Raw genomic sequence first — 12,732 nt, forward strand, 5'->3', positions numbered from 1 at the left:
CATGTCCTTCGACTCCCCTTCCCGCTTCCCGGCCCGCGAGCAGGTGCTCGTCCGCGGCGCCTCCGACGTCGAGCGCCGCTTCATGTCGGCGGTCTACCGCTGGATGACGCTCGGCCTCGGCGTCACCGCGCTGGTCGCGACCGCGGTGGCGAGCTCCGAGACGCTCCTCCTCGCCATCGTCGGGAACCGGATCCTGTTCTACGGGCTGATCCTCGCCGAGCTGGCGTTGGTGATCTGGATCTCCGCCGCGGTGAACCGGCTCCCGGCCGCGGCCGCGGGCGGGCTGTTCCTGCTCTACTCCGCGATCAACGGCGCGACGCTGTCGGTGGTGCTGCTCGTCTACACCGGGGCGTCGGTGGGGATCGCGTTCCTCACCACCGCCGGCACGTTCGCCGCCATGAGCGTCTACGGCACGGTCACCCGGCGCGACCTCACCGGCTGGGGGAGCTTCCTGTTCATGGGGCTCATCGGGATCGTGATCGCGAGCCTGGCGAACCTGTTCTTCCGGTCCGACATGGTCTCGTGGGTGGTGTCGTGCGCGGGCGTGCTGGTCTTCACCGGCCTCACCGCCTACGACACCCAGAAGCTCCGCGCGTACGCGCGCGCGGGCGGCGGCGCGGCGGCGGCGCCGGTGAGCGGCGCCCTGTCGCTGTACCTCGACTTCGTGAACCTGTTCCTGTCGCTGCTGCGGCTGTTCGGGAACCGGCGCTAGCTCAGGCCGGTGTCCCCGGCCCCGGCCCCGGCGAGCGTCCGCAGCAGCTTCGGGCGCACGCCGGTGGCCGCGAGCAGCGCGTCGAGCCGCGCCTGCGCGTCGCGCGACGCAGCGCGGACCTTCTTTCCGAGGATGAGCTCGTTCTTCACCGAGTGCTCCCAGCCGGTGAGCTCGGTGACGGTCACCTTGTAGCCGTGCGCCTCGAGCGCGAGCGCGCGGAGCACGTTGGTGAGGTGCGAGCCGAACTCGCGGCGGTGCCAGGCGTGCTCGAACAGCGGCGCGAGCAGCGGCGAGGGCTCCTTCGCCTCGTCGAGCTGCCGTGCCACCTCGGCCTGGCAGCAGGGCACCACCGCCACGTGGTCGGCGCCGTGCCGGATGGCGAGCGCGAGCGCGTCGTCGGTGGCGGTGTCGCACGCGTGGAGCGCGGTGACGAGGTTCACCCGCTCCGGCACCGGCGCGGCGTCGATGGGCGCCTCCACGAACGCGAGCCGGTCGAAGCCGAGGCGCGCGGCGCGCTCGGCGCCGGACCTCGCGAGGTCGGGGCGCGACTCGAGGGCGAGCAGCCGGCCCTTGCCGGCGGGCCCGAGGAACAGCTCGTAGAGGATGAAGCCGAGGTAGCTCTTGCCGGCCCCGCAGTCCACGACCACCGGATCGCCGAACCGCCCGAGCACGTCGTCGAGCGCCGGGGCGAGCAGGTTCGCGAGGTGGTTCACCTGCTTCAGCTTCCGGAGGCTGTCGGCGTTGAGGTCGCCCTGCCGGGTGAGGAGGTGCAGCTCCTTCAGCAGCGCCGGGGACGTGCCCGGGAGCAGCTCGCGACGCACCGCCTCACCCTTCACCTGCCTGCGCATTGCGTGGTTCTAACCCGGCGGCGCCGCGCGTGGAACCTCGGGGCACGCCCGAGGCGTTGACGGGCGCGGCGCGGCGGACGAAGGTCGGCGGGTGACCGCTCCCACCCCGCCCTCGCCCGACCGCGCGCCCGCGCGCGCCTACCTCTCCCGCCCCGGCCCGTGGCTGGTGGCCCACCGCGGCGGCAGCGCGCTCGCGCCCGAGAACACGCTCGTCGCCTTCGACCGGGCGGTGGCGCTCGGCGCGGACGCGCTCGAGATCGACGTGCGGCGCACCGCCGACGGGGCGGTGGTCGTGTTCCACGACGACGACACGGCGCGGCTCACCGGCGTGCCGGGGACGATCGAGGGGCGGACGCTGGAGGAGGTGGCGCGGCTGGACGCGGCGTTCGGGTTCACGACGGATGGTGGCGGGGCGCACCCGCTGCGGGGCGCCGGGGTGAAGGTGCCGACGCTGGCGGAGGTGCTGGCGCGGTATCCGGGGCTGCGGCTCAACATCGACGCGAAGCCGGACGAGGCGGCGCTGGCGGAGGCGCTGGCGCGGGAGATCCGGGCGGCGGGCGCGGAGGAGCGCGTGTGCGTCGGGTCGTTCTTCGACGCGCAGGCGGAGCGGCTCGCGGCGCTCTTGCCGGGATGCGCGCGGTACCTGCCGGAGCAGGCGGCGACGTGCCACGTGATGGCGGCGCTGTCGGGGCAGGCGGCGGAGGGGTGTCCGGGCGGCTACGACCTCGCCGATCTGCCGCATCGGATGGGGGACGTGGAGGTCGTTTGCGGGCCGGTGCTCGCGCATTTCCACGGGCTGGGGATTCCGGTGCACGTGTGGACGGTGGATGATCCTGGGGAGATGCGGGAGCTGCTCCTGCTTGGCGTGGATGGGATCGTGACGGATCGGCCCGATGTGGCGGCGCGGGTGTTGGGGAGGTAGCGCGCTGCTCAGGTGAGCTTGTCGAACCTGGAGCGGGGGGGCAGACGGCCGCGACGGAGAAGGAGCTGGAGGTCGGGCAGCGGGCTGGCGGGGCGGGCCCGGATGGCCGAGGGCGGCGATGCGGGATCGGCTTGCGAGAGGCCTTTGAGGGAGGCGTGGCTGGCGTTCGGTGGCCTGCTTCACGGCACTGGCCTCACGGTGCGTGACTGCTTGCGGGCGAGGCGCGGCGGGAAGCGGGGATGGCGTTCGGGGGAACCAGTCAAGACATCGCTGACAGCCCAGGTGTGAGTTGACGAGACCTCAGGCGCTTACAGGAATGCGTTCTCGCGCACGCTCCGAGGGACGAACGGTGGTGACGGTCTCCATGACAGTTCCACCGAGGTACGCGTGATCGATCGGCAGGATCTCGATCATGCCCAGGTCGACGTCGAAGAACCGAGCCGACCACCGCAACTCGGACTCCTGGCGTAGTCCGATGAGCTGGCGGGCGAGAGCCGTCGCAACAAACACCTGGTCGCCGTTGATTCGGACGTAGCCGGCCTTGTTCGCGCGACGTGTCAGCCACTCGGGCGGATAGGTTGGCAGCAGCGGTGACAGCGAGCGACGCGTCGAGTTCCGGTAGAGCTCCGCCGGCGTCTTTCCGCCGAGCGCGTCGTGCGGCCGCACGTGGTTGAAGTCGAGCATCCAGCGATCGCACTGGCGCTGCTGGGCGCGGCGGCTGCGAGCGGGCGAAAGCTGGAGCTCGCTGAGGTCGCGGTGCATGCGCTCGTGGCCACCGTTGTCCTGCGGGTGACCGGGGCGCGATCGGACGATGCGGATGCCGAGCGAGACGAGCCACGCGGAGAGCACTGTCAACCCGCCGCGTGATCGAGAGCAGATGAAAGGGCTACCGTTGTCGCTCTGGATGGCGCTGGGGAGGCCGTGTTTGCGGAATAGCAGCTCGAGGACGCGCCTCACGTGAGCGGCCGTCGTCGCGGGGACGAGGGCTACGGCGAGTACTCTTCGGCTGAACGCGTCACGCACCGTCAGCGGCTCGCACTTGTCGCCGTTGAGCGCGCGCCACCAGCCCTTGAAGTCGATCGTCCACAGGTCGTTAGAGGCCTTCACCTCGATCCGGGGCCGGCCATCGACTGACCAGATTCGTGCCGCTGGGCGCCGGCGCTTCACCTTGCCGAGGCGGCGAAGGACTCGCGCGACAGTGGTGGGACTTGGGGCATCCGGCCCCAGGCGACGCGCAAGCACGCCCGCAATCTTCTGCGGCCCCCAGCTCGCGTGTTTGCTGCGGAGCTCGATGATGCTGACGACCACGTCCTCGGCCGTCGCGAGTGGCGACGAGGCAGGTCGTCGGCTCTTCTCGACGAGCCCGAGGTAGCCCTGGTCGCGGTACCGTCGGAGCCACTTGTGCGCCGTCTGCCGCGAGATGCCGAAGTCGCGGCAGAGGGCTGACACGTTGGCACCGGGGACGATCGCCTTCTCGACGAACTCGAGCTTCTGGCTCATTGGGCGGAGCTCTTTCCAGGGCACCCACCGACTCAACCTGTCAGCGATGTCCTGACGCAAAAGGTGTCAGCGATGTCCTGGTACAGCACCGGTGGCGGGGGCAAGGTGCATCCGCCCTGGTTGGCCGTCCGAGTTTCCCTCATGGTGAGCGCGTCGAGCCCAGAGCGGCGCGTCACGGTGAGTGACTGCTTGCGGCCCAACGGGAACGCTGGCCGGGCTTGACGTGGGTTCACTGTGAGGCGGCTTCCGCGGCGCCGACGGCGCGGGAAGCCCGCTCAGAACGCACTGGCTCTGGCCTGCGCCACGCGCGCTCGATCCGAGCGCGTTCGCGACCCCGCCCTCTTCTCCTCGCGCCTGCGGGCATCTGCGCGCGTCCGGCGAGGGTCCGAAGACGCGTGAGAGAGTGTCCGCATGGACACTGTGCGTGAACGTTCGGATCACCTTGCTCGCCTTCTCCGTCGCGAGCGCTCGGCCCTCGCGGAGTTCCTGGTCGCGCTCGCGGACTTCGACGCGCGGCGGGCGTGGGCGGAGCTGGGGTACGCGTCGCTCTTCCACTACCTGCACCGGGAGCTCCGGCTGTCCAAGGGCTCGGCGCAGTACCGGAAGGTCGCGGCGGAGCTCATCCAGGCGGTGCCGACCGTCGTGGAGCCGCTGCGGGATGGGCGGCTCTGCTTCACCTCGGTCATCGAGGTGGCGCGCGTCGTGACGGCCGAGAACTGGGAGGCGGTGCTGCCTCGGTTCTACGGGCTGTCGCGGCACGAGGCTGCGGAGGTGGTCGCGACGCTGGCGCCGCATCCGGCGCCGCCGGTTCGGACGGTCCTCACCGCAGTCCGTCGGCCCGCGAGTTCAACTGTTGAACCGACTGTCCCCGCTGTGACGGTCGGTTCAACTGCTGAACCGATGATCCCGCGGGGGACGTCTGGTTCAACTGTTGAACTGACTGGGCCCGTCGCGGCCGATGGTTCAACGGTTGAACCGCTGGTTCCTGCGGTGACCGTCGCGGCTCCGCCGTCCTCCTCCCGTTCCGCGGAGCTCACGCCGCTCACGGCGACCCAGCAGCGCATGCATGTCACTGTAAGCGAACGCTTCGCGCGCAAGCTGGAGCGGCTCCGGGATCTTCGGCCGGACCTCTCCGACGACGCCCTTCTCGAAGCTGGGGTGGACCTGCTGCTGGCGAAGGCGGAGAAGCGCAAGACCGGGCACGCAGACCGGCCGCAGGCGGCGGTCCGGCCTTCCGGCGATCCGGGCCGCATCCCTGCCCACGTCCGCCGCGAGGTCTGGAAGCGTGACGGCGGGTGCTGTCAGTGGCGGCTCGCCAGCGGGGAGCTCTGCGGCTCCACGCATGCGCTCCAGCTCGACCACGTCGTGCCGCGGGCGCTGGGCGGCGAGTCCTCGGCGGCGAACCTTCGCGTGCTCTGTGCTGCCCACAACCTCGAGGCGGCGCGACGGGTGTTCGGGGACGCGTGGATGCGCAGGTACACGAAGGGCCGGCGCGATGGGGATCGGGCCGGCCCTTCGGTGGTTCGCGACGTGGTGCCCGGCGATGCGACGGGACCGCGCGCCTAGTGGTGTTCCGTGACGAGCTCGGGGTGCTTCTCCACCAGCTCGTCGAAGTTGCCGGGGAAGTCGAGGATGGGCTCGCTCTTGTGCATCACCCAGATCCGGCTCGCCACCTCTCGCACCAGCTCCTGGTCGTGCGTCACCACGATGACCGTTCCCTCGTAGCGCTGCAGGCCCTCGGACAGCGCGGCGATGGACTGCAGGTCGAGGTGGTTGGTGGGCTCGTCGAGGACGAGCACGTTGTCCTTGAACAGCATGAGCTTCGCGAGCAGGAGGCGCACGGTCTCGCCGCCGGACAGGGTGGCGGTCGGCTTCATCCGCTCCTCGCCGGAGAACAGCATGCGCCCGAGGAGGCCGGAGATCTCCTCGTTCGAGAGCTTGTCCTCCATCTCGCGGAGCCAGCCGAACGCGGTGGTGCCGGGGCGGATCACGCCGGCCTGGTCCTGCGGCAGGTAGCCGACCTGCGCCTGGTGGCCCCACTTCACGTGGCCGCGGTCGGGGGCGAGCTCGCCGGCGATCATCTTCACCAGCGTGGACTTGCCGACGCCGTTCTTGCCGACGACGGCGATCTTCTCGCCGCGGGTGACGAGCGCGCTGAAGGGCTGCACGACCTGCAGGCCGGGGCCGTAGGCCTTCTCGATGCCCTCGATCGTGAGCGTCTGCTTGCCGGAGGGCGCCTTCTGCTCGAACTTGATGAACGGCGCGGCGATGTTCGACCGCTTCATGTCCTCGAGCTTGAGCTTCTGCATGGCGCGGATGCGGCTCTGCACCTGCGACGCCCGCGTGCCGGCGTGGAACCGCGCCACGAACTCGCGGAGCTGCTCGATCTTCTTCCGCTTCTCGGCGTTCTCCGACTCGACGCGCGACCGGACCTGGCCCTTCTGCCGGACCATGTCGTCGTAGCCGCCGGGGTACGTGATGATGGTCTCGTAGTCGATGTCGGCGATGTGCGTGCAGATCGCGTTCAGGAAGTGGCGGTCGTGCGAGATGGTGATGAGCACGCCCTCGTACGCGTACAGGAACTTCTCCAGCCAGCGGATCGACTCGATGTCGAGGTGGTTGGTGGGCTCGTCGAGCAGGAGCCCCTGGGGCTTGCCGAACAGCGCCTGCGCGAGCAGCACGCGCAGCTTGTAGCCGCCGGCGAGCGCGCGCATGGGCTGGTCGTGCCAGGGCTCCTCGATGCCGAGGCCCTGCAGCAGCTCGGCGGCGTCGGCCTCGGCGGAGTAGCCGTCCTCCTCGCCGATCACGCCCTCCAGCTCCGCGAGGCGCACGCCGTCCTCGTCGCTGATCTCGGGCTTCGCGAGCAGCTGCTCCTTCTCGCTCATCGCCGACCAGAGCGACTCGTTCCCCATCAGCACCACGTCGAGGACGCGGTTGTCCTCGTACTTGAAGTGGTCCTGGCGGAGGATGCCGAGCTTCTTCGGCCGCTGCACCTGGCCGGCGTCGGGGTCCTCGTCGCCGGCGATGATCTTCATGAAGGTGGTCTTCCCGGCGCCGTTCGGGCCGGTCAGGCCGTAGCGGTTCCCGGGCGAGAACGCGACGTCCACGTCCTCGAACAGCTTCTTGGGCCCGAAGGCCTTGGTGACGTTCTGAACGCTGATCATGGGAGCGGCGCCTTCTTAACGGATCTCCGGCTGTTTTGCGAGACGGATCGCGGACTTCACCCAGCGCGCCGCGCAGCGCCGCCGCCCGCGCGCGCGCCCCGGATGCGCGCCGTCCGGAGGGCACTCCGCGCTCGACCGCGCGGCGCCCCGCGGGTACGCTGCCGCATCGTGCACTCCACGCCCGGCGCCGCCCGGCTCTTCCATGGCCCCGGCGGCCGCGCGCTGCTCGTCCTCACCTTCATCAACCTGTTCAACTACCTCGATCGCTTCGTGGTCTCGGCGCTCGTCGAGAGCCTGCGCGCGGACCTGTGGCTCACCGACACGCGCCTGGGCTGGCTCATGACGAGCTTCACCATCGTCTACGCGCTCGCCTCCCCGGTGTTCGGCGCGCTGGGCGACCGCCGGTCCCGTCCCCCGCTGGTGGCGCTCGGCGTCCTGCTCTGGAGCGCCGCCACCATGCTCTCCGGCGCCGCGCGCGGCTTCTACACGCTGCTCCTCGCGCGCGCGGCGGTCGGCGTGGGCGAGGCCGCCTACGGCACGCTCTCCCCCGGCCTGCTCGCCGACTACTTCGGAAAGGACCGGCGCGGTCGGGCGTACGCCACCTTCTTCGCCGCCATCCCCATCGGCTCGGCGCTCGGCTACATCGTGGGCGGCCTGGTGGAGCACCGCTTCGGCTGGCGCACCGCGTTCGTGATCTCCGGCGCGCCCGGCGTGCTGCTCGCGTACTGGTGCCTGCGGCTCCCCGACCCGCCGCGCGGCGCGAGCGAGCGCCCCTGGCTCGAGCTCGGGAAGCGCGGCCTCGCCGCCACCTACCGGCGCCTGCTCGCGAACCGGCCCTACGTTCTCGCCGTGGCCGGCTATGCGGCCTACACCTTCGCGGTCGGCGGCATGGCGTTCTGGATGCCCGCGTTCCTGGAGCGCTCGCGCGGCGTGCCCCGCGCCATCGCCACCGTCCAGTTCGGCGCGGTGGTGGTGATGACCGGGTTCGCCGGCACGTTCGCCGGCGGCTTCTTCGCCGACTGGCTCCGCCGCCGCCGCCGCGAGGCCGACCTGTGGGTCTCCGGCATCGCCACGCTGCTCGCCGCCCCGCTGTCACTGATGGTGTTCCTCACCTGGCGGCCCGGGTTCTACCTCTCCGCGCTCATCGGCGCGCAGCTCCTGCTGTTCGCGTCCTCAGGACCCATCAACGCCGCGCTCATGAACGTGGTCCCGCCCGCCGAGCGGGCCACCGCCGCCGCGCTCTCGATCCTCGCCATCCACGTGTTCGGCGACCTGCCCTCGCCCACCATCATCGGCGCGCTCTCCGACCACAGCTCGCTGGGGCGCGCCGTGCTCATCGTGCCCGCCGCGATCCTCGTCTCGGGCGCGATCTGGACCTGGGCGGCGTGGCGCGGGGAGCGGGCGGCGACGTTGGCGGGCGCCGGCCCAGGCGACGATCGCGCCGCCTAGTGCTCGCCGGCAGTGAGCGCACCTTGCCCGTCGGTGAAGTCCGCGGCACGCTGCTGCAAGGGAGCCGAACGCAACGCCATCAGGGGGCATCCTGTCCAAGCTCGCCGGCACGCTTCTCGTCGTGTGCTGCACGGCGGACTGCGGATACTTCGCCCGCGGCACGTGGAACGATGACCCCAAGAACTGGACGCGTGCCTTCGAGACGTCCAAGCCATCCGGCCTACTCTCGGTCGTGGGTCTCCCGTCGAAGCTCGAACCGCTCGCCGCCCTCCTCGCCCTTCCAGTTGAACAGGATCATCGTGCCTCCGCGCCCTTCCGTGAGGAGGTCGGTTCTGAATCCGTTGCGATGCTCCGCGAGAGAGTCGAAGACGAGCCATATCTCGCGCTTTCGCACACCCCAGACGCCGGTCCCGCCCACGAACTTCGACTCGGGTGAACCCAGAAGACCCAAGACCGGTGCTGGGATGCGCTCGGCAGTAAACCTCTCTTCGGTGAACACCATCCGCCCGCCTTCCCGCGACACCCACTTTCCGAGCACGTCGGCACGCTCAATCGAGCCGCCAGAGCAATTGAGTAACCCGCAAGCAATGGCGATGAGGGCGCACACCGGCTTCACGGTCATCTAATCACCTCGGGACGTCAGCAGACCGTTCGCGCAGGCCGAGCCTCGGAGGCCTGTCGCCCAGGACGGCATAGCGTGCGTCGATCTCCCTGACCGACCTGTGATGGTCGAAGGCGACCGCGAACCACAGCGCCATCGCCCTCCATCGGTCTGCGCGAGGCGTCCTGACGAGGATCCACGCCAATGCAGCCACATCGAGGAGCAGGAAGGCGACCAGGATCGGAACCGCGGCGAGGAAGAAGGAGAAGGCGTCTCCCGGTCCACCGGGCATGCCTTCCTCTCCTGGCGGAACCCAAAGGGCGGAGCCCACCTTCAGGAAGAGCACCATCCCCGCAACGTTGAGCGAGGCCCAGAGCCATCGTTTGCGGAAGTGGCGCTTCGGTTCCATTGCGGGCCTTCATCAAGTTCCGCCGAACGCCTTGACAGTTGGATCGACGCGCTTCATGTCAGCGTCCGCGACGGGCCAACCCTTTGCCCCGCGGGCGCCGTGCGCAACAAGCGCTCGCATCAGCGCGTTCGAGATGACGGTCTCCTGGAACGCCTCGCCCCCGTCGCCGAACCACTGGGTGGTCTTCACGTAGTGCGATCCCGGTTCGGCCAGGAGTGAAGGCAACGGTCCGCGCCGATGCGGGAGGTACTTGCGCTCGCCGCACACGGGGCAAATCGCGTGCGGCAGGTCGGCCGTCGCGACCGAGACCTGTTCGTTCGCCACGAGCTGGACCACGGTCCGTAACTCCTGGGTGCCCTTCCGGTTCAGGACCGGGCGAGCCTCGACGCCGAGGGGCCGAAAGACCTCCTTCCAGACCTCCGGCCTCACGAAGAACTCGCTGTAGACCCAGAACAGCTGGAAGATTCCGCGCCGCCCCCAGCGTGGCTCGCCCTTGAGCCGGAACGGCGCTCGCTGGACTCGGCCCACGGCGCACTTGCCGCAGCCGGTCGCCCCGTAGGTGAGCTCCGCATAGTCATCCTCTGGCTGCGGGTAGCCGTGCATCCAGTCGGTGAAGAGCCTGACCCACCGCGCCGCCGCGACCTCCTCGTTCGTGAACTCGGTCCAGTAGATGTCGACCGGGCTCTGCTCGGCAACCCAGCGAGCCACTTCCGGCCAGCGAGGGTCCGCTTCGTCGATCCGGATGGTCACGAATTCGGAATCGTCGGCCTTCATCGCGAGGAGCTTCAGGAGCTCGCGATCCGCCTCATCGACCCGCTTCGAGATGTTGTGGACGATTCGCATCGGAGTCTCGCACCCGCGATGATCGCGAGCATACCAGGCTCCGACGCTCGGTGAACGCGTGTCCCCGAGCACGGCGACCACCGGCCGGCGGACCGCGAGTGGTTGGCGTGGCGCTGCGCGCCATTACCCTCAGGGAGACCGAACTCGGCCTTCGCGCCACTTCGCGCCACAACCAGAGCGCGATCGTAGCCTCAGCGCGCAGGTCCCCGAAGAGACCGTTTGCAGACTCTTCAAGTACAGGCACCCCGGCCGCCGGCGCAAGGTCCCGATTCACGAAGGGTGGTTTAGTGCTCGGAGGGGATCTGCTGCGCCTCTGGAAGCAGAGCGATGGCAGTCCCCTCGATGGAGATCGTGTCTCCGCTGGAGAGGTCGATCTCGACCCTGAGATATCCCGCCTCAACCTCAACGGGCGCTCTGGCCTCAAGAATATAAGCATATTTGCTGAGGCCCCAGGGCCGCTCCCGTGGGCACACGAGAGATCTCGTGCCTTCGCAGCGAATCCGCCACAGGGAAGGCGGGTCACCGACGCGGACAATCACTTCAGCAATTCCGCCAGCCCAATCAAAAGCGACTCGCTCCACTGAGCTGTCATGCAATTCGTCCCAGGACATATTGTTCATGGCACCATTACTGGAAGATGCGCTTCTTTGGTGTTGCGATCTACCGTTTCGCCGGACGGCCCAACCCGCTCTCCGTCCGGACTATTCACATGACCATGTGGGCCGGACTTCGCGTCGTTCGGATGCACCTCGATTCGTGGCTCACGCGTAAGCGGATCGATATACGCACCCTGACCCCCGGTCGGATTGGGCCCCGCACGTTCAAGCCCAAGCTGCTGAGCTCGGAAGTCTATCTCCGATGGCGTTCGGCCCCTGACTGATCCCCTCATCTGCGAGGGGCAAGTTCTTGAAATCCGGGATCGAGGAGATCACGCTGCGGCCTCGTGAGCGACCAACCTCTCGACCGCGACCGGATCACGAAGCTCGTCTCCACCATCTTCGCCGAAGACCTGCACGCCAAGCGTGTGGCGTCGCTGGCGGGAGCCGCGGTCGGTGTCCTGGAGGGCGCCGCGCTGGGCATCCACGCCATCGGAAATTCGCTCGCAGTTGCCGAGGGGCTCAAGTCGAAGCACGCGGTCAAGCAGGTGGACCGGATGCTGAGCAACGAGGGCATCCCGGTGTGGAGGCTCTTCGGGAGTTGGGTTCCCTGCGTCGTCGGCGACCGGCTGGAGATCGTCGTGGCGCTCGACTGGACCGACTTCGACGAGGACGACCAATCGACCATCGCGCTGTCGATGATCACCAGTCACGGTCGGGCCACGCCGCTGCTCTGGAAGACGGTGATGAAGTCGGAGCTGAAGGGATGGCGGAACGAGCACGAGGACGTGCTCCTCGAGCGATTTCGCGAGGTGCTGCCCGAGGGCGTGAAGGTCACTGTCCTCGCAGACCGCGGCTTCGGCGACCAAGCTCTCTACGAACTGCTCAAGGACCAGCTCGGCTTCGGCTTCATCGTGCGCTTCCGTGGCGTGGTGAAGGTGACCAGCGCCGAAGGCGAGACCAGGCCGGCCAAGGACTGGGTCCCGAGCAACGGACGCACGCTGCGCCTTCGTAGTGCCAGGGTCACGAAGTCCAGGCGGGAGATCGGCGCCGTCGTTTGCGTGAAGGCCAAGGGCATGAAGGAAGCGTGGCACCTCGCCACGAGCCACGGCGACAAACCCGGCTCCGAGATCGTGGCGCTCTACGCCAGGCGCTTCACCATCGAGGAGAGCTTCCGCGATCAGAAGAACCTTCGGTTCGGGATGGGCCTCTCCGAGACCCGCATCGCCGACCCAGCGCGGCGAGACCGCCTGCTCCTCGTCAGCGCGGTCGCAATCGCGCTCCTCACGATCCTCGGCGCCGCAGGCGAGGCGCTCGGGCTGGACAAGTGGCTCAAAACCAACACCGTCAAGCGCCGCACCATCTCGCTCCTGCGCCAGGGGATGATGCACTATGCGGCCCTCCCCAAGATGAAGCTCGACATGCTCGAGCCCCTCATGGCGAAGTTCGGCGAGATGCTCCGCGCCCAGCGCGTCTTCCGCGAGGTCTTCGGCCTCATATGAGGGGATGGCTCAGCCCAAGGGCAGGAAGAAGAGGTATCGCGGCGCCGAACACATCCAGCGCAAAGCTTCCCGCATTGCCCCATGAAGGATTTGCTGCAAGCACCACCAGACTAGCACCTGCCGCGACAAAGTCGCCCGCGCCCGGAATAACTGCGCAAACATACCAATTCTCTGGGGTCGATGCCT

The 12,732-nt window shown here is 69.0% G+C and carries 12 protein-coding genes; 5 read left to right on the forward strand and 7 right to left on the reverse strand.

The features are described 5' to 3' along the window. The first annotated feature begins 1 nt into the window (after window position 1). Entirely contained in the window at window positions 2-712 is a 711-nt protein-coding gene (locus ANAEK_RS20565; protein WP_012528052.1) for a Bax inhibitor-1/YccA family protein, read from the forward strand. Here the strand turns inward: ANAEK_RS20565 and ANAEK_RS20570 are convergent. Then, entirely contained in the window at window positions 709-1,560 is an 852-nt protein-coding gene (locus tag ANAEK_RS20570; protein WP_012528053.1) for an SAM-dependent methyltransferase, read from the reverse strand. The two genes, ANAEK_RS20565 and ANAEK_RS20570, sit on opposite strands and share 4 nt — an antisense overlap. Before the next feature lie 91 nt (window positions 1,561-1,651). Between ANAEK_RS20570 and ANAEK_RS20575 the strand changes: the two genes are divergently transcribed. After that, window positions 1,652-2,482 carry a glycerophosphodiester phosphodiesterase gene (locus ANAEK_RS20575; protein WP_012528054.1) on the forward strand — a complete coding sequence of 277 codons (831 nt, stop codon included), beginning with the start codon at window positions 1,652-1,654 and terminating at the stop codon, window positions 2,480-2,482. 300 nt (window positions 2,483-2,782) lie between these two features. On the opposite strand, the gene ANAEK_RS20580 is transcribed toward ANAEK_RS20575, so the two are convergent. Further along, the gene (locus tag ANAEK_RS20580) at window positions 2,783-3,982 is read right to left on the reverse strand and encodes an IS481-like element ISAnsp2 family transposase (RefSeq protein ID WP_012528055.1); all 1,200 of its coding nucleotides are present in this window, start codon (window positions 3,980-3,982) and stop codon (window positions 2,783-2,785) included. 411 nt (window positions 3,983-4,393) lie between these two features. Here ANAEK_RS20580 and ANAEK_RS20585 point away from each other — a divergent pair, with 411 nt between their 5' ends. Beyond that, a complete protein-coding gene (locus ANAEK_RS20585) occupies window positions 4,394-5,548 on the forward strand; it encodes an HNH endonuclease (protein WP_012528056.1) in 1,155 nt (384 codons plus the stop codon). Here the strand turns inward: ANAEK_RS20585 and ANAEK_RS20590 are convergent. Further along, entirely contained in the window at window positions 5,545-7,146 is a 1,602-nt protein-coding gene (locus tag ANAEK_RS20590) for an ABC-F family ATP-binding cassette domain-containing protein (RefSeq protein WP_012528057.1), read from the reverse strand. The genes ANAEK_RS20585 and ANAEK_RS20590 overlap by 4 nt on opposite strands. Window positions 7,147-7,314: 168 nt before the next feature. Here ANAEK_RS20590 and ANAEK_RS20595 point away from each other — a divergent pair, with 168 nt between their 5' ends. Beyond that, window positions 7,315-8,595, forward strand: coding sequence for an MFS transporter (locus tag ANAEK_RS20595; protein WP_012528058.1), 1,281 nt, complete (start codon window positions 7,315-7,317; stop codon window positions 8,593-8,595). A gap of 220 nt (window positions 8,596-8,815) precedes the next feature. Here ANAEK_RS20595 and ANAEK_RS20600 read toward each other — a convergent pair whose 3' ends face one another. The 4 genes from ANAEK_RS20600 to ANAEK_RS23495 form a co-directional block, all read right to left on the reverse strand. Beyond that, window positions 8,816-9,217 carry a hypothetical protein gene (locus tag ANAEK_RS20600; RefSeq protein WP_012528059.1) on the reverse strand — a complete coding sequence of 134 codons (402 nt, stop codon included), beginning with the start codon at window positions 9,215-9,217 and terminating at the stop codon, window positions 8,816-8,818. A 4-nt stretch (window positions 9,218-9,221) separates the two neighbouring features. Continuing rightward, window positions 9,222-9,545, reverse strand: a complete 324-nt coding sequence (locus ANAEK_RS20605) for a hypothetical protein (protein WP_198137451.1) — start codon at window positions 9,543-9,545, stop codon at window positions 9,222-9,224. A 72-nt stretch (window positions 9,546-9,617) separates the two neighbouring features. Next, complete coding sequence (locus ANAEK_RS20610; RefSeq protein WP_012528061.1) at window positions 9,618-10,448, reverse strand: hypothetical protein; 831 nt, start codon at window positions 10,446-10,448, stop codon at window positions 9,618-9,620. A 284-nt stretch (window positions 10,449-10,732) separates the two neighbouring features. Continuing rightward, window positions 10,733-11,068 carry a hypothetical protein gene (locus ANAEK_RS23495; protein WP_157376728.1) on the reverse strand — a complete coding sequence of 112 codons (336 nt, stop codon included), beginning with the start codon at window positions 11,066-11,068 and terminating at the stop codon, window positions 10,733-10,735. A 323-nt stretch (window positions 11,069-11,391) separates the two neighbouring features. Here ANAEK_RS23495 and ANAEK_RS20620 point away from each other — a divergent pair, with 323 nt between their 5' ends. Beyond that, complete coding sequence (locus ANAEK_RS20620; RefSeq protein ID WP_012528062.1) at window positions 11,392-12,546, forward strand: IS4-like element ISAnsp7 family transposase; 1,155 nt, start codon at window positions 11,392-11,394, stop codon at window positions 12,544-12,546. Window positions 12,547-12,732 lie beyond the last annotated feature (186 nt).

Origin of the sequence: Anaeromyxobacter sp. K, from assembly GCF_000020805.1 — a bacterium.
Lineage (GTDB): Bacteria > Myxococcota > Myxococcia > Myxococcales > Anaeromyxobacteraceae > Anaeromyxobacter > Anaeromyxobacter dehalogenans.